Source organism: Burkholderia sp. SR8 (assembly GCF_052851275.1).
The window spans coordinates 248,866-270,583 of the sequence record NZ_JAULUC010000007.1 but is presented as its reverse complement, the minus strand read 5'-3'; the positions used below and the strand labels follow the sequence as shown (position 1 = coordinate 270,583).

Annotated in this window: 20 protein-coding genes; 13 read left to right on the top strand and 7 right to left on the bottom strand. The window is 66.0% G+C overall.

All coding sequences use genetic code 11. From position 1 onward, the window contains the following. Window positions 1-67: 67 nt before the first annotated feature. The 9 genes from Q3A80_RS11865 to Q3A80_RS11825 are packed head-to-tail and all read left to right on the top strand — an operon-like array spanning window position 68 to window position 9,801. Window positions 68-1,306 carry a fimbrial protein gene (locus Q3A80_RS11865; protein ID WP_446329219.1) on the top strand — a complete coding sequence of 413 codons (1,239 nt, stop codon included), beginning with the start codon at window positions 68-70 and terminating at the stop codon, window positions 1,304-1,306. 3 nt (window positions 1,307-1,309) lie between these two features. Beyond that, a complete protein-coding gene (locus Q3A80_RS11860; RefSeq protein WP_446329218.1) occupies window positions 1,310-2,653 on the top strand; it encodes a CpaF family protein in 1,344 nt (447 codons plus the stop codon). After that, on the top strand, window positions 2,646-3,626 hold the full coding sequence (locus tag Q3A80_RS11855) for a type II secretion system F family protein (RefSeq protein ID WP_446329217.1): 981 nt from the start codon (window positions 2,646-2,648) through the stop codon (window positions 3,624-3,626). The genes Q3A80_RS11860 and Q3A80_RS11855 overlap by 8 nt, the downstream gene beginning before the upstream one ends. 4 nt (window positions 3,627-3,630) lie before the next feature. After that, a complete protein-coding gene (locus Q3A80_RS11850) occupies window positions 3,631-4,623 on the top strand; it encodes a type II secretion system F family protein (protein WP_446329216.1) in 993 nt (330 codons plus the stop codon). Between the two features lie 29 nt (window positions 4,624-4,652). Then, entirely contained in the window at window positions 4,653-5,480 is an 828-nt protein-coding gene (locus Q3A80_RS11845) for a pilus assembly protein (protein ID WP_446329215.1), read from the top strand. A 23-nt stretch (window positions 5,481-5,503) separates the two neighbouring features. Next, the gene (locus Q3A80_RS11840) at window positions 5,504-5,818 is read left to right on the top strand and encodes a DUF3613 domain-containing protein (RefSeq protein WP_446329214.1); all 315 of its coding nucleotides are present in this window, start codon (window positions 5,504-5,506) and stop codon (window positions 5,816-5,818) included. 12 nt (window positions 5,819-5,830) lie between these two features. Beyond that, window positions 5,831-7,642: a TadG family pilus assembly protein gene (locus tag Q3A80_RS11835; protein ID WP_446329213.1), complete on the top strand. Its 1,812-nt coding sequence runs from the start codon at window positions 5,831-5,833 to the stop codon at window positions 7,640-7,642. 5 nt (window positions 7,643-7,647) lie between these two features. Then, window positions 7,648-9,039 carry a sigma 54-interacting transcriptional regulator gene (locus Q3A80_RS11830; RefSeq protein WP_446329212.1) on the top strand — a complete coding sequence of 464 codons (1,392 nt, stop codon included), beginning with the start codon at window positions 7,648-7,650 and terminating at the stop codon, window positions 9,037-9,039. A 54-nt stretch (window positions 9,040-9,093) separates the two neighbouring features. After that, window positions 9,094-9,801, top strand: a complete 708-nt coding sequence (locus Q3A80_RS11825; RefSeq protein WP_446329211.1) for a DUF2968 domain-containing protein — start codon at window positions 9,094-9,096, stop codon at window positions 9,799-9,801. A gap of 83 nt (window positions 9,802-9,884) precedes the next feature. Here the strand turns inward: Q3A80_RS11825 and hfq are convergent, their stop codons facing one another. Then, complete coding sequence (hfq, locus tag Q3A80_RS11820; RefSeq protein ID WP_446329263.1) at window positions 9,885-10,469, bottom strand: RNA chaperone Hfq; 585 nt, start codon at window positions 10,467-10,469, stop codon at window positions 9,885-9,887. Window positions 10,470-10,763: 294 nt separating this feature from the next. Between hfq and Q3A80_RS11815 the strand changes: the two genes are divergently transcribed. Continuing rightward, window positions 10,764-11,042, top strand: a complete 279-nt coding sequence (locus Q3A80_RS11815) for a hypothetical protein (protein ID WP_446329210.1) — start codon at window positions 10,764-10,766, stop codon at window positions 11,040-11,042. A gap of 27 nt (window positions 11,043-11,069) precedes the next feature. Here Q3A80_RS11815 and Q3A80_RS11810 read toward each other — a convergent pair whose 3' ends face one another. The 4 genes from Q3A80_RS11810 to Q3A80_RS11795 form a co-directional block, all read right to left on the bottom strand. Beyond that, on the bottom strand, window positions 11,070-11,987 hold the full coding sequence (locus Q3A80_RS11810) for a DUF1571 domain-containing protein (protein WP_446329209.1): 918 nt from the start codon (window positions 11,985-11,987) through the stop codon (window positions 11,070-11,072). A 29-nt stretch (window positions 11,988-12,016) separates the two neighbouring features. Continuing rightward, a complete protein-coding gene (locus Q3A80_RS11805) occupies window positions 12,017-13,771 on the bottom strand; it encodes an AMP-binding protein (protein WP_446329208.1) in 1,755 nt (584 codons plus the stop codon). 238 nt (window positions 13,772-14,009) lie between these two features. Further along, entirely contained in the window at window positions 14,010-14,828 is an 819-nt protein-coding gene (locus Q3A80_RS11800) for a TetR/AcrR family transcriptional regulator (RefSeq protein ID WP_446329207.1), read from the bottom strand. Between the two features lie 216 nt (window positions 14,829-15,044). Next, window positions 15,045-16,265, bottom strand: coding sequence for an MFS transporter (locus Q3A80_RS11795; RefSeq protein ID WP_446329206.1), 1,221 nt, complete (start codon window positions 16,263-16,265; stop codon window positions 15,045-15,047). Between the two features lie 280 nt (window positions 16,266-16,545). Here Q3A80_RS11795 and Q3A80_RS11790 point away from each other — a divergent pair, with 280 nt between their 5' ends. From Q3A80_RS11790 to Q3A80_RS11780, 3 genes are all read left to right on the top strand, one after another. After that, window positions 16,546-17,088: a GNAT family N-acetyltransferase gene (locus Q3A80_RS11790; protein WP_446329205.1), complete on the top strand. Its 543-nt coding sequence runs from the start codon at window positions 16,546-16,548 to the stop codon at window positions 17,086-17,088. Between the two features lie 125 nt (window positions 17,089-17,213). Continuing rightward, window positions 17,214-17,840, top strand: a complete 627-nt coding sequence (locus tag Q3A80_RS11785) for a ParB-like protein (protein ID WP_446329204.1) — start codon at window positions 17,214-17,216, stop codon at window positions 17,838-17,840. Between the two features lie 24 nt (window positions 17,841-17,864). Beyond that, window positions 17,865-19,592, top strand: coding sequence for a SulP family inorganic anion transporter (locus Q3A80_RS11780; RefSeq protein ID WP_446329203.1), 1,728 nt, complete (start codon window positions 17,865-17,867; stop codon window positions 19,590-19,592). 78 nt (window positions 19,593-19,670) lie between these two features. Here the strand turns inward: Q3A80_RS11780 and Q3A80_RS11775 are convergent, their stop codons facing one another. Together Q3A80_RS11775 and Q3A80_RS11770 are read right to left on the bottom strand one after the other, a co-directional pair. Further along, window positions 19,671-20,621, bottom strand: a complete 951-nt coding sequence (locus Q3A80_RS11775) for a carbohydrate kinase family protein (protein ID WP_446329202.1) — start codon at window positions 20,619-20,621, stop codon at window positions 19,671-19,673. Between the two features lie 134 nt (window positions 20,622-20,755). Then, window positions 20,756-21,700, bottom strand: coding sequence for an ABC transporter substrate-binding protein (locus Q3A80_RS11770; RefSeq protein WP_446329201.1), 945 nt, complete (start codon window positions 21,698-21,700; stop codon window positions 20,756-20,758). Window positions 21,701-21,718: the final 18 nt, after the last annotated feature.

Below are 21,718 nucleotides of genomic sequence, written 5' to 3'. Positions count from 1 at the left end.
CTGAATTACGAGGTAGCGAAGGCGATCGCATACGTTGCGCCGCCTCGCTTCATCGGGAGTATCCACCATGAATGCGAGAACCTTTTCGTTGGCTGAGCCTGCCGTGACCGACCATTTCGTCTGTGCGTCCGCGCGCGCAGAGCACGTGCAATGGCTTGCCCAGTCATTGATCTCGGCCGGAACGGTCGAGGCATCTCCGCTCGACAGTACGTTGCTGTCGCAGCGAATCGGCGTATTGAATCCCGCGCTGATATTCATCGATTTCTCCGGCGATTGCGCGGCGGCAAGCACGGCCGTCGCTGCCGTGCGCTCGGCGCATCCGGGCGTGCCCGTCGTTGCGCTGGGCTCCGTATCGCAACCGGAAAGTGCGCTTGCAGCGTTGCGCGCGGGCGTGCGCGATTTCGTTGATTTCTCCGCGCCGGCCGACGAGGCGCTGCGGATAACGCGCGTGCTGCTCGACAACGTCGGTGAGCCGGCGAGCCGCCACGGGAAGGTCACTGCATTGCTTGGGGCGCGTATCGGAATGGGCGTGAGTACGCTCGCGGCGAATCTCGCGGTGCTGACGCAGCGGCGGCCCGCGGAGCCCGCGCGTGCTACGGCCCTGGTCGACCTGGGCCTGCCTGCGGGCGACGGCGCGCTGTTCCTGAATACGCGCTGCGAGTTTCATTTCGTCGAAGCCGTGCGCAACCTGCGCCGGATCGACCGTACGTTCGTGACAACGGCGCTTGCGCGGCACCCGAGCGGCGTGGCGCTCACGACGTTGCCGCCGAATCTTGCCGACCTTCGCGACGTGGCGACTGCATCGTGCGCGGGCCTGTTGAATCGGTTGCGCGCATTTTTCGACAATCAGATCGTCGATCTCGGCGGGTTCTCGAATCGGGATTTCATTGGGCAGGTGGTCAATCTCGCGGACGAAACGTGGCTCGTCTGCGATCAGGGCGTCGCGTCCGTCGTATCGGCAGTCGAGTTGCTCGAAGGGTTGCGCGATGCCGGGATCGTGACCGACCGGATCCGGCTGATCGTCAACCAGTTCGATGCGGATCTCGGGCTGATGCCGGCGCAGATAGCTGAACGACTCAATCTGCCGCTCGTCGCGACGCTGCCGTCACGACGCGTCGCGATCGGCCATGCCGCGAATCAAGGCAAGCTGATCGCTGAAGTCGCGGAACGCGATCCATACGTGCGCGCTCTCGGACCGCTCGCGGATCGTTTGGCGGGCGAAGTGGCATCGGCCGGAGCGCCACGCGCGGCAAGCGGTCTCGCGGCGCTGAAGCGAATCATTCAATCCTCTACGAAGCGGTCGTAAGCGATGGCACACGACATTCAATTCGCCGACGGCGCAGCGCCGTTCTCGCAAACGCAGCAATTCCACGACATCAAGAATGCCGCACACGAGCATCTGCTGACGCGGATCGAGGAATTGGGCGCGGAATTTGGCCGGTGGTCGCGACAGGCGATCAATCAGTTTGTCGATCTCGAGATCGACAGCTTTGTGCGGTTGCGGCGCATCCCGTTGAACGAAAGCGAAGTACGCGCGGTCGCCGAGGCGCTGACGAAGGAGCTCGCGGGCTTCGGGCCGATCGAGGACCTGCTTGCGGACCCGCACGTCGAAGACATTCTGATCAACGGCTACAACGACATCTATGTGTCGCGGCACGGGATTCTGTCGAAGCTGCCGATTCGCTTTACCGACAATGCACACCTGCTGCGGATCGTAAGGCGGATTCTCGCACCCATCGGCCGCCGGCTCGACGAATCGAATCCGATGGTCGACGCGCGACTGCCGGACGGAGGACGTGTCAACGTCGTCATCGAACCGCTGTCGATCGATGGTCCCGTCGTGTCGATCCGCAAATTCCGCAAGGACCCGCTGAGACCTGCCGATCTGCTCGGCAACGGGACCTACAACGAGGAGATCGGACGGCTGCTCGAGGCCGCGGTCGAGGCACGCTGCAACGTCCTCGTGTCCGGCGGCACCAGTTCGGGCAAGACGTCGCTCCTGAACGCACTTGCGTTCCACATTCCGGAGCCGGAGCGTGTCGTGACGATCGAGGATACGGCCGAGCTTTCGCTCAACCATCCGCACGTCGTACGTCTCGAGAGTCGCCCGGGCGGCTTCGACGGCACTGGAGTCGTGACCATCCGCGATCTGTTGCGCAACACGCTGCGGATGCGTCCGGACCGGATCATCGTCGGCGAAGTGCGTGGCGGAGAAGTGCTCGAAATGCTGCAGGCCATGAACACGGGGCACGACGGATCGATGGGCACCGTTCACGCCAGTTCGCCGCGTGAGTGCCTGTACCGTCTTGAGATGCTCGCCGGTTTCGCCGGCTTCCAGGGTACCGAGGCAAGCCTGCGTCGACAGATTTCGAATGCGATCGATTTCATCGTGCAGATCGGCAGGTTGTCGAATGGCCGCCGGCGCATCCTGTCGATTACGGAAGTCACCGGCATGTCCGACAACATCGTATCGACCCAGGAACTGTACCGCTATGAGGCGCGCGTGACGCCCGACGGCGATGAGGTCGATCACTGGGAATCGCTGGGTATTCATCCGCATTCGCCGAAACTGGCGCGTTTCCGCAGCACGCTCGTGTCCAGCGGCGGTGGTTTCGGCGGTGCGTTCGGGCGCGGCGGGGGTTTCAATGTCTAGCACGGCGTTGTTCGCGCTGATGTTCGCATTGGTCTGTGCGGCAGCCGGGTTGCTGCTGTGGCGTGGAAGCCATATGCGCGCAGAGCGTGCGCACACGCAGCGATTCTTCGACAGCCGAATCGGCGCGCCGGGGCGTCCGGCACAGCCGGCCGACGGTGCGCGCCGTGCGCGGCCAGCGGCGGCCGGGGCAGCCGACGTGCAGGAGCCGGACGCCGCGTTTGCCCGCTGGCGGGCATACATGCTCGATGCATGGGCGGCCCTGTCGGACCGCGCAGGCCTCGACGAGGTGCGCGCTGGCCTGATGCTCGTACTCGGGGGCTTCGTGGTGCTCGCGGTATGGGCGGGGGTAGCCGGTGGTCCGATCGCGGCTGCGGCGGCATTGGTGGCCGGTGCGGCGCTTGTCGCGCTGTGGCTCGCATCGCGAATCGGTCGACGCAGGCTGAAGATCGTCCGGCAATTGCCGTCGTTTCTCGATGGGATCGTGCGTCTCGTGACACTTGGCAACAGCGTGCCGGCAGCCTTCCAGGCTGCGCTGCTGACGACCGAGATGCCGCTGCGCCGCTGTCTTGACGACGTATCGCGAATGTTGCGCACCGGCGCCGAAATCGATCGCGCCATGATGCACGTCTCGCGCACGTATCGTATTCGGGAATTCGAACTGGTTGGCGCGGTATTGCGTCTGTCGGTTCGCTATGGCGGCCGCGCGGACGTGATGCTCGACCGGATGTCGACGTTCATGCGCGATCTCGAGCAGGCGGAACGCGAATTGTCCGCCATGTCGGCGGAAACGCGGCTATCGGCATGGGTGCTCGCGCTGCTCCCGATCGTGGTCGGCAGCTTCGTCGTCGCAACGAGTCCTCGCTATTTCACGGCAATGTGGAGCGATGAGGCGGGGCGTCGCCTGATTTACCTGGCGTTCATCCTGCAGGCGGCCGGCGGGTTCTGGTTGTACCGGCTTGCGCGGTTGAGGTGACAGGATGGATGCGAATCGTTTGGGCGCGCTCGCGCTGGTGCTTGGATCGATCGGCATGCTGTTGCTGGCGGGATTGGCGATCGTTCGTGTGCTGTTGGCGCAGCGTTCCGAGCGCGCGCTGCTGAGGGCGCTCGACCGCCGCACTGCAGCCGTTGAAGCTGCCGCTACGCGCGCCAATTCGGCCGAGCCTGCGCGCGACGCCGCAGAGCCGCGGCCGCCGCTTGCCGGATTGCGCGAGCGTCTCGAGAGTGCCGGGATGCGATGGCTCGATACGGGTGTCGGACGCTATCTGTTTGCCGACGAGGATCGACAACTGCTCGAGCAGTGCGGCTTCGTCGAAGCTCGCGCGCGGGGCCTGTTCCTCAGTGCCCGAATCGTATGCTCGATCGGACTGCCGTTGCTCGTAGCAGTCTTCGTCGCGGGTCAGCAGGCTTCAGGACTGCGCTGGCTGCTGTCGATCAGCGTTGCGTTCGCGATCGGATTCATGCTGCCGAAGATGTACGTCCGTCGACGGGCGACGGAGCGCCGACAGGGGGTTGCCGCCGAATTGCCGCTCCTCGTCGACATGCTGAGGCTGCTGCAGGGCGTAGGCCTGTCCCTGGATCAAAGCATCCAGGTCGTTACCCACGATTTTCAGACGATGCTGCCCGTGTTGTCGTGGGAGCTAGGCGTCGCGCAACGGCAGTTCGCCGCCGGGCGTACGCGTGAACAGTCGCTGCAGCGACTCACGAACAGTTTCGACAACGAGGATCTGCGCGCGATCGTGCGCTTGCTTATTCAGGTCGACAAGCACGGCGGCGCAGTGCAGGAGCCGCTGAAGCAGTTCGGCGACCGCCTGCGCGAAGGACGGCGCGCATCGCTTCGCGAACGGATCGGGCGACTGACGGTGAAGATGACCGGTGTAATGATCATCACGCTGCTACCCGCATTATTGATCGTCACGGCGGGGCCGGGGATCATGACCGTTCTGTCCGCGCTTGCGGCAATTCATCGTTGATGCGGTACGAGGGGAAGGAGCAACACGAAATGAATCGATTGGGTTGGATCCGCACGGTCGCCGGCGCGGCGGCGTTCGCGATGCTCGCCAGCGGGTGCTCGCTGTTCAAGGAGTCGGGTTACGGGATCGGAGCACAGGCGGAGCGAGGCGCCCTGATGCAGGCGGCGGCCGACAAAAGCGCGCCGCCGGATACGCCGGGCATGTACCTTGGCCTGATCGAGCGCATGCAGGGGCAGGGGCTGTATTTCGCGTCGCTCGCACACATCGATCAGTATGAGAAGCAGTACGGCGTGTCTCCGGACACGATCCTGCTGCGCGCAGATGCGTTGCGAGCGACAGGCCAGTATGACGCCGGCATCGCTGCTTATACGAAGCTGCTCGCGACGGCGCTCGCCGCGCGCGGGTATCGGGGGCTTGGCCTGATTGCGGGCGCGCGCGGAGATTTCGGAACTGCCGCCCAACAACTGGAGCAGGCGACAGCACTTGCGCCGACCGACGCCGCGACGTTGTCGGACCTCGCATACGCGCGGATGCGTGAAGGTGATTTGGCGGCTGGGCGCGTGCCCCTGCTGAAGGCGGCTGAACTCGAACAGAAGAATCCGAAAATCCTGAGCAACCTCGCGCTGTACCTGCTTGCGAGCGGTCATGCCAAGGATGCGCGGCGGCTGATGGATCAGCAGAAGTTTCCGCCAGCGGTGCGCAACGAGATTCGCGAGGACGCGGGAAGGATCGCCGCCGCCGCGCGGGCGTGGCAACTTGCAGCGGCGCGCGCACCGAACGGTGCGTCGACGCAACCGGTGGCGAACCGCGACAACTTCGACCTTGCGGCACCGCTGCTTCAGCGTTTCGCTCAATGACAACGATATTCACGGAGCCAATCATGGTTAGCCTTTCATCGATTCGCGTGCACGGTGCGGGGATTGCGCTCGTGTGTGCGCTCAGCGCGAACGGCGCTCATGCGCAGAGCGAGGCGCCGGCATCGGAAATCGGCCATTCGACGAATGCGTTGCTCGATCTGCAACGCTCGAACCGCGCCGCCGCGAGCCCGCAACCGATCGACGGTGCAGCGGGCACCTACGCCTATCAGCGTTACCTCGAGTCGTTCAAGACGCCGATTCCGGCGTGGTTCGGCACGATGTCCACGACGGGCGGCGGCAGTGGCAGCGGGCTGGCTGGCGCCGAAATGGCCCGTTGACGGAGCGGGATCGTGAATATCCGGAACTGCGGCCACTCGCCTCGCCACGCATCGCGACAGCGCGGCGCATTCTCGGTGATGGCAATCATCGGCTTGCTTGTCGCGGTCACGACGCTCGGGGTCATCGGCGTGGGCAACATGTTCTACCAGCGACGCGATGTACAGCGGATTGCCGACATGGCGGCACTCGCCGCCGTGCAGCGCATGGACGACGCATGCTCGCAACCGACCGCGACTGCGACCAGCAACGCCCAGTCGAACGGGCTGTCCCAGTCGAACGGCGACACGCTCAAGGTCGTTTGCGGCCGCTGGGACATGGCGGCCAATCCGGCACCGAGCTATTTCGCGGCCGCGGCCGGAGGAACGACGCAGTTGAATGCGGTCCAGGCGACGGTTACGCGGAAGGTGCCGTTCTTTTTCGTCGGCCCTGATCGAACGGTGTCCGCGGTATCGACCGCTCGTTCGACGAATATCGATACGTTCTCCGTTGGTGCAACCATTGCAGCGCTCGGCGGCGTCGGGTGCGCAGGCGGATCGGCGCCGACGTCCGGCAATCCGGGTCTTGTGAATGGACTGGTTGCCGCGCTGCTCGGCGCTAATCTGAATCTGAACGTCGGCTCGTACCAGGCGCTCGCCTGTACGAACGTAAAGGTCAGCGATCTCGTCGTGGCGGCGGGCGTCGGTACGGTCGACCAGTTGCTCGCGCTGAAACTCACGTTGCCCCAGTTGCTTCAACTGATGGTGAACGCGGCGACACAGACCACCGTTGCGAACGCCGATCTGCAGGCAAGCCTCGGCGCATTGCAGGCCATTCTTGCTGCGAATGTTCCGGGAACGTCGATCGGCCTCGGGGGCGCGGGCGGCCTGCTGAATGTCGCGCTCGCTGATACCCAGGCAGCGCTCAATGCCCAGGTGGATCTGCTTGATTTGTTGCTCGTCGGTGCGGAGATTGCCGCGGCCGGAAAGCCGGCGGTGACGGTGAACGTACCGTCGCTGAATCTCGGTGGACTCACGGGCACGCAACTGCAGGTCCAGATAATCAGTCCGCCGTCGATCGGTATCGGAGAGGGCGGCATCGATCCTGCGACCGGAAACTGGCGGACGAAGGCCTCGACTGCTTCGGTCGGTGTGTACCTGAACGTCGACCTCGGCACAGCGCAGTTGCCGATACTCGGCGCGCTGCTGGGTGCAATCGACGTTGGCGTCGATGTCACCCTTCCGATCTACCTGCAAGTCGGTACCGGCACCGCGTGGCTGAATTCGACGCAATGCGCTTCCACGCAGGCGACGAGTACGGTCGTCATAACAGCCCAACCCGGTGTTGCCAATCTGTGTATCGGCCAGCCGCCGCTCGATGCGTCCGGCAAGATCAGCCTCTCTTCGAGTTACAGTTGTTCATCGCCCGCGCAGATCATCAACGCAAACGTGCTCAAACTTGCGCAATTGACCGCCTCCATGTCCAACGTTTCGGTGCAGGTGCAAGGCGCTTCCCAATCGCACACGTTTAGTGGCGTGTCAGGAACCGATCAGAACTTCTGGACCGTGAACTCGAATGCGCTCGGTTCCGCGCTGAGCTCGGCCCTGACTCAAGTCGCAGCCGCGAAGATCACTGCCAATATCGGCATCGCCGGGGCGAACCTGCTGTCGCTTCCGTCGACGTTTCTGTCGACGTTGCTCGGCTTTTTGACCAGCCTTCTGGGCCCGCTACTTTCGAGCCTGGACGCAGTTCTCGTTCCGCTGCTGAATCTGCTCGGCGTCCAGGTTGGCGCAGCAACGGTCCATCAGATCTCGCTTAGTTGCGGGGTCGCCCAAACGGTTTACTGAAGAAGATGAGAACCCCCCCCGCAATCGCAGAACTCGACCTGTACGTCTGGGAAGGCAAGGCGGACATCGTCGACCGCGTTGCCCGCTGCATGGCGAGCTTCGACGTCGAAGTGATCCGCGCCGACAACGCGGAGATCTCGCCCGAGCGCGCCGCGCTGCGGCCGTCGCTCGCGATCATCAGCGTGACGATGATCGAAACCGGTGCGGCGTTCCTGCGCGACTGGCAGGCGAACATCGGCATGCCGGTCGTATGGGTCGGTGCGGCACGCGACCACGACGCGTCTCAGTATCCGCCCGACTATTCGCACATCCTGCCGCTCGACTTTACCTGCGCCGAACTGCGCGGGATGGTCGGCAAGCTCGTCACGCAGCTGCGCGCGCACGCGGCCGAAACGCTGCAGCCGTCCGAACTCGTCGCGCACTCCGAATCGATGCAGGCGCTGCTGCACGAAGTCGATACGTTCGCCGACTGCGACACCAACGTGCTGCTGCACGGCGAAACCGGCGTCGGCAAGGAACGCATCGCGCAACTGCTCCACGAAAAGCATTCGCGCTACCGGCAGGGCGAATTCGTGCCGGTCAACTGCGGTGCGATTCCGGACGGCCTGTTCGAATCGCTGTTCTTCGGGCACGCGAAAGGTTCGTTCACCGGCGCGGTTGTTGCGCATAAAGGCTATTTCGAACAGGCGGCGGGCGGCACGCTGTTCCTCGACGAAGTCGGCGACCTGCCGCTGTACCAGCAGGTCAAGCTGCTGCGCGTGCTCGAGGACGGCGCGGTGCTGCGCGTCGGCGCGACGACGCCGATCAAGGTCGATTTCCGTCTCGTCGCGGCCAGCAACAAGAAGCTGCCGCAGCTCGTGAAGGACGGCCTGTTCCGCGCGGATCTTTACTATCGGCTCGCGGTGATCGAGCTGAGCATTCCGTCGCTGGAGGAGCGCGGCGCGGTCGACAAGATCGCGCTGTTCAAGTCGTTCGTCGCGGAAGTGGTGGGTGAAGAGCGGCTCGCGCAACTGCCCGATCTGCCTTACTGGCTCGCTGAGGCGGTCGCGGACAGCTATTTCCCCGGCAACGTACGCGAGTTGCGCAACCTCGCCGAGCGCGTCGGCGTGACGGTGCGGCAGACGGGCGGCTGGGATGCCGCGCGGCTGCAGCGGCTGGTCGCGCACGCGCGCAGTGCGGCGCAGCCGGTGCCGGCGGAGAGTGCGGCGGAAGTGTTCGTTGACCGCAGCAAATGGGACATGAACGAGCGCAGCCGCGTGATCGCGGCCCTCGACGCAAACGGTTGGCGGCGCCAGGACACGGCGCAGCAGCTCGGTATCAGCCGCAAGGTGTTGTGGGAAAAGATGCGTAAATATCAGATCTTCGACGAAGAGCCCGAGACCCGCGAAAGCGAGTAATTAATGAGATAAAATCGCGCTGAATTACAACAACACGGGCGGGAATCAAAATCGATGAGCCATATGACGGGGTTGGGGCGGGCGTGTGTGTTGCTCGCCATGATGGGAGGCATGCAGGGCGCGCATGCGCAGGGATTGGCGGGCACGGCGGCGCCGGCGGTACAGCAGGCATCGGCACCGGTGGCGGCGATTCCGGTGATCGACCAGCAGGTGCCGGCGTCGGTGCAGCCGCAGGCGGGCGAGACGACCGGGCCGAGCACGGCCGATGAACTGCAGCGCCAGATCCAGGCGCGTTCGCTGACGGAAATGCGCACGAGCTATAACGGCAGCTACGGCGCGAGCCTGCTGTTCAGCGTGAAGGACGGATCGTATTTCGTCGCGCTGTTTCAGCAGAAGGCATTCTGGCGCGTGATCAAGACTTACGACGAAACGCGGGCGGAAGCGATCTATCGCGATTTCTCGCGTCAGGCGGAACGGCTGGCCGTGAACGAACTGCGCGCGGCAAAGCTCGAATCGCAGAAGGCGCAGATGGATCGGCAGATCGAAGTCGCACAGGAACGGGCGCGGCGTCTGCAGGCCGACATCTCGATCGCGCGCGAACAGCAGGTGGCGGTTGCGGATCGCCAGAAGAACGTGCGCAATGAAACGGCAGCGCTGCAGGCGCAACAGGCGGAGCTGCAGTCGCAACTGCGCGCATTGCAGCAGCGGGTGCGTTCGCTGCAGCGCGAGGCCGACGCGGGCTTGCCGACGACGGCGCGCTGAGCGATCGCGGGCCGGCCGGTGCGGCGACATGCCGCGCCGACCCACCAGCAAAAAGGGCAAGCCGGTTGGCTTGCCCTTTCGTTTTACTGGCCGTCCGGCACGATGCGCCGGCGCCGGGTGACGATCACCGGCCCGTTGCCGCCACGCGCGTCGGACGACGCGTTGCCCGACGCATCGCCGGCATCGCGCGGCGCACCGTAGCTTTCGCGCGGTTCGCGCGGGGCGCCGTAGCCTTCGCGGGGCGCGCCATAACCCTCGCGCGGTTCGCGCGAGCCGTAACCTTCGCGCGGTTCACGCGAGCCGTAGCCTTCACGCGGTTCGCGCGAGCCGTAGCCGCCGTCGCCGCGCGACTCGCGGGAGCCGCCGTGCGAGCCGTACGGGCTGTGGCCGCCGCCTTCGCGGCCGCCCGGCCGGCCGCCGGTACGCGGGCCGCGGGGGCCGCCGCCGGGGCGCGAGCCGCCCGTGTCGAGCTGGATCGTGGAAATCGCACGCTTGTAGATGCCTTGCAGACCCACGGGGGTGCGCAGCATCACCAGGTACTGGTCGAACGACTCGATGCAGCCCGTCAGACGAATGCCGTTGACGAGGTAGATTTCAACGCGCTTACGTTCCTTGCGCGCCGCATTGATGAAGTCGTTTTGCGGATGGGATTCTGCGGGATTGGCCATTGAGGTGCGGCAGGAGCCTGCGTCAGAGAATATGTTGTGCGTGTGTGTGGCGTGGTCGCCCACCGGGTATTTGGCGGGATTTTACCCTGTTCGTTCCGCCAGCGCGCGGTCGCGATTGTGTCGAACCGTAACCCACTATAGACGCTCCGGCGTGTTTTCGCGATTCGGTCAAATGGCTAGGGCCGTTCGTTACGTCGCGTTACGACTCTCGCATCGGCGTAGCACATGCCGGCACCGGGCGGGATTACATTCGTCGCGCGTGCCGGGCAGGCCGGCGGAACTGGGAACGGAAACATGAGCAAGAGGGGATTGGCTGTGTGGATCGGGAGCGCGGCATTGCTCGCCTCCGGCAGTGCAATGGCACACGTCGACCTGTCGGTCGGCATCGGTGTGCCGGTCGCACCGGTCTATGCCGAACCGGCGCCGGTCTATGTGGCGCCGCAGCCGGCGGTGGTCGCCTATCCGGGTTACGGATACGGCTACTATGGCGACGATGACGACGACGGCTACCGCAAATGGCGCAAGCACTATTACAAGCATTGGCGCAGGCATCACGACGATGACGACGACTGAGCGCGACGTCCGTCGCGCCGGTGACCGTCAGAACGCGTAATCCGGGTTCTTAGGATCGAACGCGGATTCGTCGAGCGTTGCCGGCGCGATTTTCTCGATGACGATCCGCTCGAACATCCTGCCGTCGTTGTCATAGGACTCGACGGTCCGGAAGTAGGGCGCGTGCAGATCGAGCCCGAGGATTTCCTTCTTTGCATAGAACTGCGGACGGCCGGTCGGCGTCTCGTACGTGAGCGCGACGACGCGCACGCCGCCGATCGTCTTCGCTTCCACCTGCGTCGGCCGCTGCACGCCGGCTTCCTGGTATTTCTTCCCTTCGGTCAGGTACAGGTTCGCGATGAACTCGGTGCCGAGATCCTTCACTTGGTGATTCGACTGCGCACGCGCGAGCGCACCGTCGAGCGCGGTCCACAACGGAATCTTGCCGAGCAGGCCGCCGAGATGGCCGTACATCTCGTCCTTGCGCTGCGTCGTGTCGTAGATCGTCTCCTGTCCGGCATGCGCGCCGCCCGGCAGCCATTTTGCATAGACGCGCAGCGGCTCGCGGGTGGTCTTCACGAGCATGCGGTCGGGCGTGTCGGACCATTTCCCGCCGATGCGCTCCTGGCGCACCATCGTGAACTGGTACGACGGATAACCGTTGGGGCCGTTGCGGATATAGAGCGGCACGGCGAGCGGGTCGAGCGCCTTGAAGAGCGCCGTGAGCGTCGTGTCGTCGAGCTGTGCGAGCGTGCCGCGCTGCGCGGCCGTGCGCAGCCAGCGCGCCTGCTGGGCGACCGGCTCGTGCGAGACCTTCGCCAGGTCCGCCGGCAGCGTGGCCTCCGGCGCCGCGTTCGCGGCGTCGGCCGTTTCCTGCGCACGCAGGCGCGGCTGCGCGAGCAGCAGCATGCCTGCAATCGCGGCGGCAACAACGGACGCAGCGCAGCGCCTCTTTCGTTGATTCATCGACAGCGTCTCCCGGAGCGGTGGAGCGTTCAGCCTTGCTTCGCGGCGTTGATCTTCGCGAGTTCCTCGTCGCGCAGCGCGCGGCGCAGGATCTTGCCGACGTTCGTCTGCGGCAGCGCGTCGCGGAACTCGACGAATTTCGGCATCTTGTAGCCGGTGAGGTTCTTGCGGCAGTGCGCGAGCACGTCGTCGACCGTGAGCGCCGGGTCGCGGCGCACGACGAACACCTTGATCCGCTCGCCCTGCACCTCGTCGGGGATGCCGATCGCGGCCGCTTCGCTGATGCCCGGATGCATGACGAGCACTTCCTCGATCTCGTTCGGATACACGTTGAAGCCCGACACGAGGATCATGTCCTTCTTGCGGTCGATGAGGCGGATGAAGCCGCGCTCGTCCATCACGCCGATGTCGCCGGTGCCGAGCCAGCCGTCGGCGTCAATCACCTTCGCGGTCTCGTCGGGCCGTTGCCAGTAGCCGCGCATCACCTGCGGACCGTGCACGCACAGCTCGCCCGGTTCGCCGATACCGGCCCAGGTGCCGTCCTCGCGGCGAAAGCGCACGAGCGTCGACGGCGCGGGCAGGCCGATCGAGCCGCTGAACGCGGCCATGTCGTTCAGGTCCACCGGATTCATCGTGACGATCGGCGAGCATTCGGTGAGGCCGTAACCCTCGACGACCGGCCGTCCCGTGACCTGCTGGAAGCGTTCCGCGACCGCGCGCTGCATCGCCATCCCGCCGGCCATCGCGAGCTTGAGCTTCGAGAAGTCGCGCTTGCGGAATTCGTCGTTGTCGAGGAACGCGTTGTACAGCGTATTGATGCCGGTGATCCCGGTGAACGTTTCGTGGCGAATGATCTTCATCACCATCGTCATGTCGCGCGGGTTCGCGATCAGGATGTTGCGTCCGCCGAGACCCATGAAGATGAACGCGTTCACGGTCAGCGAATAGATGTGATAGAGCGGCAGCGGCGTCAGCACGGTTTCGACGTCGCCCGACACCTGGTCGGCGATCCATGCCTTCGCCTGCAGCAGGTTCGCGATCAGGTTGCCGTGCGTGAGCATTGCGCCTTTCGCGACGCCGGTCGTGCCGCCCGTGTATTGCAGGAACGCGAGATCGTCGCGCGTGGCCTGCACCGGCTGCGGTTTGCCGCGCGCACCGAGCGCGAGCGCGGAGCGCAGCCGGATCGCCTGCGGCAGGTTGTAGGCCGGCACGAGCTTCTTCACGTGTTTCAGTACGAAGTTGATCAGGCGTCCCTTCGCATTGAAGCCGTCGGCGAGCAGGTCGCCGAGCGCGGTGACGACGATGTTCTTCACCTGCGTTTCCGGCAGCGCGTCCTGCAGCGTGCGTGCGAAGTTCTCGAACACGACGATCGTCTGTGCGCCGCTGTCCTTCAGCTGGTGCGCGAGTTCGCGCGCGGTGTAGAGCGGGTTCACGTTGACGACGATCGCACCGGCCTTGAGCGTGCCGAACAGCGCGATGGGGTACTGGAACGTGTTAGGCAGCATGATCGCGACGCGGTCGCCGGGCTTGACGCCGATGCCTTGCAGATACGACGCGAACGCGTCGACCTTCTGCGCGAGCGTGCGGTACGTCATCGATGCGCCGGCGCTCACGTACGCGACTCGCTCGGCGAAGCGCGTCGTGCATTCGTCGAAGAACTGCACGAGCGATTCGTATTGCGTGACGTCGATCTCGTGCGGCACGCCGGGCGGGTACGACGCGTACCAGATGCCGTCGGTGTTCGGCGGGAGCTGGGCCGCTGTGCTTGCTGCGGATGAGGACATGATTTGTCTCCGGTGTCGGTGAGAGTGGGCGCTTTAGCGCCTTACTCTCACCCCATGCTTCGCGGTCGACGAGAGTTGGCGCTTTAGCGCTTGCTCTCGTCCCATGCTTCGCGGTCGATGAGCGTCAGCGCTCTGGCGCGTGCTCCCGCCGCATGACATTCGCTCAGCCCGAGCCGGCGCATCAACGCGAGCCCGGGCCGACTTCCTCGTGAATTGCCGCGTGCGCGGCCTGGCGCGATCAGCTCGCCGGATGCAGCGTCGCCGTATCGGCGGCTGCCGTGCCCGACGGCAAGCCGAACGCTTCGCCCGCACCCGCATCGTCGAGCACGGCCGCGAAGATCGACAGCTGCGCGCTGTCGGGCATCGGCGCTTTCAGCGCGGCGACGATCAGCGACGACAACCGCGCGATCATCTGCACGTCGTTCATCGTGCGGCCCTGCGAGAATTCGTCGATCAGGCTTTCGGTTTCGGCACCGGCCAGCGCGCCGGACAGCGCGCCGATCGCGAAGTGCAGCCGCCAGCCGAGCTCGGTGCGCGGCAGATGCGGCAGCGCGCGCTGGAACGCATCGAAGAAGCGGCCGGCGACGCTCGCATAGTGCGCGGTCAGGAAGTTGCGCACGAACGGCGACGGGTCGGTGTACGCGCGGCCGATCAGCCGCAGGAATGCGGGGCCGCCGCGATCGGGATCGCGCGACGCCTTCAGCGCGGGAATGAACATCGCGCCGAGCACGTGTTCGCACGTGATGTGCGCGCCGAGCTGCGCATCGAAGCGATCGAGAATGCCGAGGCGTTCCTGGTTCAGCTGATCGAGCCGGCGCGACAGCATCGCGTGGATCAGCGCTTCCTTGCTGCCGAAGTGGTAGTTGACCGCGGCGAGGTTCACCGCCGCGCGCGACGTGATCTGCCGCATCGACATCGCTTCGAAGCCATGCTCGATGAACAGGTCCTCGGCCGCATCGAGAATGCGCGCCTTCGTCCCGCCGGTCTGCCGATTGCCGGATGACCGCGTCCCGGACGGCCGTCCCGCAGACGGTCGCCCCTCCTGACTTACTGCCATGTCCCGCCTCCCAATGCCGGTCGCCCGGCCGCGAACAGGTGATTTGATTATCTGATTCAAACAGCCGTTTTTATTAAGATAAAAAAACGCGGGCGGCGCGGGCAAGCGGCGAATCTGGACAAATTCCTCTAGTTCGATGTGCAGGTGCGGAAATCGACGCGCGTGACCCCGGCGGGACGGTGCACGCGCGATGATGCAATGCGGAATCGGGCGGCGTTATCCGGTCGTGGTACGCGTATTGACCGATTGCGTCATGTCGATGCCGCGGCGTTCGCGGCTGAACAGGATCAGCACGGCGATCACGACGGCGACGATGCCCGCGACGAGCGCGAGCGCAAAAGCGTAGTTGTTGCCTTGCGAGACCGCGAGCGATGCCTGCATCGTCGCGTTGCCCGACGCAAGCAGGTTGCCGAGCTGATAGACGACGCCGGGGAAGGTCGCGCGGATTTCGTCCGGCGAGATCTCGTTCAGGTGCACCGGGATCACGCCCCACGCGCCCTGCACGGAGATCTGCATCAGGAATGCGCCGGCAGCGAGCGCCAGCGCGCCGCTCGAGAATGCCCACAGCGGCAGCACCGGCAATGCGATCAGCGCGGCGATGAAGATCGCGCGGCGGCGCCCGATGCGCTCGGAAATCGCACCGAACGACAGCCCGCCGACGATCGCGCCGATGTTGAGCACGATCGTGATCCACGACACGGTGTGCGGATCGAAGTGATGCTGTTCGCGCAGGAAGGTCGGGTAGAGGTCCTGCGTGCCGTGCGAGAAGAAGTTGAACGCGGTCATCAGCACGATCGCGTAGATCGTGAGCTTCCAGTTCTGCTGCAGCGTGGCGGCGAGGCCCGGCCGCGCACGCTTTTCCATCTGCTTCCACGCGGGCGATTCGGGCACGTGCGCGCGCACGTACAGCACGAGCAGCGCGGGCAGCACGCCGATCATGAACATGCCGCGCCAGCCGATGTACTGGTAGAACAGGCCGAACACGATCGAGGCCAGCAGATAGCCGCTCGGATAACCGGCCTGCAGCAATCCCGACACGAAGCCGCGCGCATGGGTCGGCACGGTCTCCATCGTCAGCGCGGAGCCGACGCCCCATTCGCCGCCCATCGCGATCCCGAACAGCGCGCGCAGCACCAGCAGCGCGGCCAGGCTCGGCGCGAAGCCGGACGCGAGTTCGAGCAGCGAATAGCACGCGATGTTGACCATCAGCGTCGGGCGGCGGCCGAAGCGGTCGGCGAGCCGGCCGAAGATGAGCGCGCCGATCGGACGCATCGCGAGCGTCAGCGTGAGCGCGAACGCGACGGCGGGGATCGTCGACGCGAATTCGGCGGCGATGTCCTTCAGCACGAAGACCATCAGGAAAAAGTCGAACGCGTCGAGCGTCCAGCCGAGGTAGGCGGCGATCGTCACGTTACGTTGTTCGCGGGTCCAGCTCATGTCCGAGGTCTCCTCGTTGGCTTGCGCGCCGACGATCTGCAGGCGGATGCCGGCCCGGCTGGCGCGCGATGCGGGGGGCATGGATCGAGTGTAGGCGGCAGCGCCCCGCGATGTGGGGCGCGATACCGAAGAATCGGGAATAATCCCTACGAAATGCATTGTTGCGAAAGCGGGAACGCGGCCGCGCGAGCCGAGCGACAGGCGTCTGTATCCTTCCGGAAGGCATGTTGTATCCGTTATGTAATGCGCGATGCGCATCGTCCCCGCATCAGGAGTCCCGATGACCGAATCTTCCGTTGCCGCGTTGCCCGTCCTCGCGACCGAGCGGCTGTGGTTGCGGCCGCGCGTGCTGGCCGATCTCGACGCGAGCATCGAGATGGATCGCGATCCGGAAGTCACGCGGCACATCGCAGGGCCGTGGCACGACCCGGTCGAACACCGCCGCTTCGTCGCGCACCGGATCACGCGCGACTATCCGCGCGGGCTCGGCTACTGGTCGATCTTCGAGAAGGCGGCGCCCGACGCATTCATCGGCTGGATCCTGCTGATTCCCGACTATGCGGGCGGCGCGCGCGACGTCGAGATCGGCTGGCGGCTGGTGCGTGCGGCGTGGGGGCGCGGCATCGCGAGCGAGGCCGCCGCGGCCGTCGTGCGTCACGCGTTCGACACCGTGCGGCTGCCGCGCGTGATCGCCGACATCGCCGAGGCGAACACGGGCTCGCTCAACGTCGCACGCAAGCTCGGCATGCGCCGGGTGGGCATCGTGCGTGACGGGATTCCGTACATCCGCCATCGACTCGAACGCGACGACCTGCGCGCGTGATCCGGCCATGCGGCGCGGCCGGTTGTCAGGGATGGTCAAACGCGCGCACAGCGGCCTCGTCGCCTATTAACGGGTCGCGCAATCAGGAGTATCGTTGCCGGAAATTCGCAACATGGGGTACGACCATGGCACTCGGCAACGACGTTCATCTGATTCCCGTCCGGCTCGACGCACTGCGCCCGACGCAAATGACGGTCGGCTATCGTGAGGTGAAGGCGAAGCGCAAGCATTGGAAGACGCTCGACAAGCGCGCACGCAAGGCCGCGATCGAATCGCACTGGTTTCCGGCCGTCCTTGGCCCGGGCGGGCTCCACTACATCACCGATCACCACCATCTCGGCCTCGCGCTGATCGAGGAAGGCGAGTCGCGCGTGAACGCGATGCTGCTGAAGGACCTGTCCTGGCTCGACGACACGATCTTCTGGCGGATGATGGAACACAACCAGTGGGTGCATCCGTTCGGCGCGGACGGCTCGCGACGCGACTACGCGCATCTGCCGAAGGCGCTGACGGGGCTCGAGGACGATCCGTACCGCAGCCTCGCCGGCGAATTGCGCACGGCGGGCGGCTATGCGAAGGACGCGACGCCGTTCAGCGAATTCCTGTGGGCCGACTACCTGCGCCAGCACGTGACGCTCGACCAGATCCGCAAGAACTTCTCGAAGGCGCTCGACGTCGCGCTGCGCCGAGCACACGACCAGGACGCGCGCTATCTGCCCGGCTGGTCGGGTGTGATCGCGGTCAAGCCCTGACACGCGCACGGCGCCTCCCGCCTCATGACGACCGCCCAGACCCGACCGGATGCCGGCCCGCAGCATCCCGAGCATTTCGCTGCACTCGATGCGGCAACGCCGCCGCCCGCGCGGCGCATCGGCCTCGATGCGCTGGCCGGCGTGTCGATCGCCGGGCTGCTGATTCCCGAGGCGGTCGCGTATGCCGGGCTGGCGAACCTGCCGCCGCAGGCAGGCCTCATCGCGCTGCTGTCGGGGCTCGTCGTCTATGCGCTGACCGGCAGCAGCCGCTTCGCGATCGTGTCGTCGACGTCGTCGTCGGCGGCCGTGCTCGCGGCGACCGTGCTCGCCGAATCCGGCATGGCGCTGGCCGCGCAACTGGCGCTCGCGGCCGCGCTCGTCGCGATGACGGGCGTGCTGTTCATCCTCGCGGGCGCCGCGCGGCTCGGCGGCATGTCGGATTTCGTCGCGCGTCCGGTCTTGCGCGGCTTCACGTTCGGACTGGCGCTGACGATCGTCATCAAGCAGCTGCCGAAGATTCTGTCGATCTCCGTGCACCACAGCGACGCGCCGCGAGTCGCACTCGATCTCGTCACCGGCGCGCCGCAGGCGAATCTTGCGAGCGTCGCGCTCGGCGCGACCGCGCTCGCGCTGCTGTTCGTGCTCGGGCGGCGCTCGCGCGTGCCGGCGACGCTCGTCGTGATCGTGCTGTCGATCGCGGCCGGCTACCTGCTCGACTGGCAGCACTACGGGATCGCGATCGTCGGGCACATCGATTTCCGGCACCTCGACTTCGGGCTGCCGCGCCTCGATCGCAACGTGTGGATGCAGACCGTCGAGCTCGCGTTCGCGCTGATGCTGATCCTGTATGCGGAATCGTACGGATCGATTCGCAACTTCGCGCTGAAGCACGGCGACAGCGTGTCGGCGAACCGCGACCTGGTCGCGATCGGCTGCGCGAACCTGGTATCCGGGCTGCTGCACGGGATGCCGGTCGGCGCCGGCTACTCGGCGACGTCCGCGAACGAGGCGGCCGGCGCGCAATCGCGTTTGGCGGGCTTGTGGGCGGCCGGCGTGGTCGCGCTGATCGTGTGGCTGCTGCTGCCGCAGCTCGCGCGCACGCCGGAGCCGGTGCTCGCGGCGATCGTGATCTTCGCGGTCAGTCATTCGCTGCATCCGTCGGTGTTCCGGCCGTACTGGGTCTGGCATCGCGACCGGCTCGTCGTGATCGCCGCGCTGCTCGCGGTGCTCGTGCTCGGCGTGCTGCACGGATTGCTCGCGGCGATCGGCGTGAGCCTCCTGCTGACGCTGCGCAAGCTGTCGGAGCCGAACGTCAGCGTGCTCGGCCGGCTGCGCGACGGGCACGATTTCGTCGACGTCGCGAATCATGCCGACGCGAAGCCGGTCCCCGGCGTGCTGATCGTGCGGCCCGAGGCGCAGCTGTTCTTCGCGAACGCGGACCGGATGCTCAATCGCGCGCGCGTGCTGCTGAAGGACGCGCCCGATACGCATACGGTGATGCTGAGCCTCGAGGAAACACCGGACGTCGACGGCACGACGATCGAGTCGCTGCGCACGTTCGCGGCCGAATGTGCGGCACGCGGGCTGCAGTTCGCGATCGTGCGGCTCAAGGAGCATGCGCTGCATGCGCTGCGCCGCGCGGCGGACGATACGCTGCGCGACGACGCGATGTCGGAATTGAGCGTCGACGAGAGCCTGCAATTGCTGCAGGCGCGCGGCAAGGCAGGAGCCGGCGACACGCGCGGCGTGTGACGAGACCGCGCGCACGCGCCGCCTGATACGTCGAGTGCGGGAGGGGGCGTTTGGTGTCGCGTGGTGCCGGTTGGCCGCCTAGTGCGACAACGCGGTGTCGGCCGGCTCGCCGAGCGCCGGACGCGCGACCATGTCGGCTACTTCGTCGGCCGTCGGCGCATACGCGCCCGCATGCGCACACACGACCGCCGCACACGCGGCCGCATAGCGCAGATGATCGGCGGCCGTGGCGTCGGGATACGCGAGCTGGCTCGCGAGCCAGCCGCCGATGCTGGCGTCGCCGCAGCCGACCGTGTCGGCCACCTCGGTCGCGAACGCCGGCTGGAACAGCGCGGTGTCGCGATGCAGCAGCTGCATGCCGGCCGCGCCGCGCGTGACGAGCACGGTCGCATCGGGCGCCCACGCGCGCAATTGCGCGAGCGCGGCAGCTTCGTCGAGTTCGGGAAACAGCCCGCGCAGATCTTCATCCGATACCTTGATCCAGTCGGCGAGACCGGCCAGCCGGCGCAGCGTGTCGCGATACGACGGCGCGGCCATCGGCGCGCGAAAGTTCGGGTCGAACGAGATCCGCTTGCCGGCGGCACGCGCGGCCTGCACGACGTCGATCAGCCGCGACGCGAGCGGCTCGCGCACGACGCCGAGCGAGCCGACATGCACGATTTCCGCCGCGTCGAGCGCGCCGTCGGGCAGGTCGGCCGGATCGAATGCGAGGTCGGCGCTGTTCTCGCCGATGAAGAAATACTCGGGCGGCTGTTTCGACACGACCATCGCGAGCAGCGGCGCGCGATCGACCTGCCGGATGAAGCGCAGGTCGAGCCCGGCATCGGCGCTCCTGCGCATCAGTTCGTCGCCGAAGATGTCGCGGCTGACCGTGCCGGCGAAGGCCGTCGGCACGCCGAGCCGCGCGCCGACGCGTGCGACGTTCCAGCACGAGCCGCCGGCGATGCTGCGCCAGTGCTGCGCATCGTCGCGGATGAAATCGGTCAGCGCTTCGCCGAATACGATCAGGCGGGGGAACGTCGTCGTCATGTCGAAACCTTGTGCCGCGCGCGTCGCGCGGGCGGTGCAGAGGTTGAGGTGAACGGCCGGGCAGGGCCGGCGTCGCATGACGCGACGGGGCCCGGTCCCGCGTCGGCCGGAATCGCAGAATCGCGCGGCAATGCTCAGCGCGGGCTGCTCCAGCCCTTGTAGCCCTTCACGTTGTCGCGCGTGACGAGCGTCGGCTCGATCAGGATCATCGAATTGGCCGGCTTCTGGCCGTTCATGATCCCGTAGCCGACGTTGACGGCCTGCTGCGCCATCGCCCACGGATCCTGGCTCGACGACGCCTGCACGAGCGTGTTCGACTTCAGCGCCACCTCGATGTCGGGTGCGCCGTCGACCGACGTGATCACGATGTTCGGACGGTTCAGCTGTTTCGCCGCGAGATCGCTGCCGATCGCCTGCGGGTCGTTGATCGTGAACACGCCGTCGAGCTTCGGAAAGCGCGTCAGGTAACCCTGCATCGCGTTCATCCCGCCTTCGCGCGAGCCTTTGCCGTCCTGGTCGCTCGACAGCAGCTTGATGCCCGGGTTCTTCGCGAGCACGGTCTTGCAGCCGTTCACGCGGTCGATCACGGCCGACACCTGCGGGCCGTTCTCGATGATCACGTTGCCCTTGCCGTTGAGTTTCTTCGCGAGGTAGTCGCACGCGAGCTCGCCGGCCTTCACGTTGTTGGTCTGCACGGTTGCGTTCGCGCCGGCGGCCGCGACGTCGACCGCGACGACCGTGATGCCGGCGGCCTGTGCCTTCTTCACCGCCGGCTCGATCGCCTTCGGATCGGTCGCGTTCAGCAGGATCATGTCGACGTGCGCCGAGATGAAGTTGTCGATCTGCGTGAACTGCTTGTTCAGGTCGTAGTCGGCCGACACGGCGGTGACCTTCGCGTTCGGATTGAGCTGCTTCGCGCGCGCTTCCGCGCCCTTGACGATCGTGACGAAGTACGGGTTGCCGAGCGAGCCGACCGTGACGCCGATCGATTTGAGCGGCTTGTCGGCGGCATGGGCGGCGGCGGTGCCGAATGCGAGTGCGCAGGCGACGGCGGTCAGGGCGGCTTGGTGCTTGAACATGTCGTTGTGTCTCCGGAA

What these genes read in the sequence shown, in the direction of transcription:
- Q3A80_RS11865 (WP_446329219.1), top strand. Translation starts at nt 68, where the DNA reads ATGAATGCGAGAACCTTTTCGTTGGCTGAGCCTGCCGTGACCGACCAT.
- Q3A80_RS11860 (WP_446329218.1), top strand. Translation starts at nt 1,310, where the DNA reads ATGGCACACGACATTCAATTCGCCGACGGCGCAGCGCCGTTCTCGCAA.
- Q3A80_RS11855 (WP_446329217.1), top strand. Translation starts at nt 2,646, where the DNA reads ATGTCTAGCACGGCGTTGTTCGCGCTGATGTTCGCATTGGTCTGTGCG.
- Q3A80_RS11850 (WP_446329216.1), top strand. Translation starts at nt 3,631, where the DNA reads ATGGATGCGAATCGTTTGGGCGCGCTCGCGCTGGTGCTTGGATCGATC.
- Q3A80_RS11845 (WP_446329215.1), top strand. Translation starts at nt 4,653, where the DNA reads ATGAATCGATTGGGTTGGATCCGCACGGTCGCCGGCGCGGCGGCGTTC.
- Q3A80_RS11840 (WP_446329214.1), top strand. Translation starts at nt 5,504, where the DNA reads ATGGTTAGCCTTTCATCGATTCGCGTGCACGGTGCGGGGATTGCGCTC.
- Q3A80_RS11830 (WP_446329212.1), top strand. Translation starts at nt 7,648, where the DNA reads ATGAGAACCCCCCCCGCAATCGCAGAACTCGACCTGTACGTCTGGGAA.
- Q3A80_RS11825 (WP_446329211.1), top strand. Translation starts at nt 9,094, where the DNA reads ATGAGCCATATGACGGGGTTGGGGCGGGCGTGTGTGTTGCTCGCCATG.
- hfq (WP_446329263.1), bottom strand. Translation starts at nt 10,469, where the DNA reads ATGGCCAATCCCGCAGAATCCCATCCGCAAAACGACTTCATCAATGCG.
- Q3A80_RS11815 (WP_446329210.1), top strand. Translation starts at nt 10,764, where the DNA reads ATGAGCAAGAGGGGATTGGCTGTGTGGATCGGGAGCGCGGCATTGCTC.
- Q3A80_RS11810 (WP_446329209.1), bottom strand. Translation starts at nt 11,987, where the DNA reads ATGAATCAACGAAAGAGGCGCTGCGCTGCGTCCGTTGTTGCCGCCGCG.
- Q3A80_RS11805 (WP_446329208.1), bottom strand. Translation starts at nt 13,771, where the DNA reads ATGTCCTCATCCGCAGCAAGCACAGCGGCCCAGCTCCCGCCGAACACC.
- Q3A80_RS11800 (WP_446329207.1), bottom strand. Translation starts at nt 14,828, where the DNA reads ATGGCAGTAAGTCAGGAGGGGCGACCGTCTGCGGGACGGCCGTCCGGG.
- Q3A80_RS11795 (WP_446329206.1), bottom strand. Translation starts at nt 16,265, where the DNA reads ATGAGCTGGACCCGCGAACAACGTAACGTGACGATCGCCGCCTACCTC.
- Q3A80_RS11790 (WP_446329205.1), top strand. Translation starts at nt 16,546, where the DNA reads ATGACCGAATCTTCCGTTGCCGCGTTGCCCGTCCTCGCGACCGAGCGG.
- Q3A80_RS11785 (WP_446329204.1), top strand. Translation starts at nt 17,214, where the DNA reads ATGGCACTCGGCAACGACGTTCATCTGATTCCCGTCCGGCTCGACGCA.
- Q3A80_RS11780 (WP_446329203.1), top strand. Translation starts at nt 17,865, where the DNA reads ATGACGACCGCCCAGACCCGACCGGATGCCGGCCCGCAGCATCCCGAG.
- Q3A80_RS11775 (WP_446329202.1), bottom strand. Translation starts at nt 20,621, where the DNA reads ATGACGACGACGTTCCCCCGCCTGATCGTATTCGGCGAAGCGCTGACC.
- Q3A80_RS11770 (WP_446329201.1), bottom strand. Translation starts at nt 21,700, where the DNA reads ATGTTCAAGCACCAAGCCGCCCTGACCGCCGTCGCCTGCGCACTCGCA.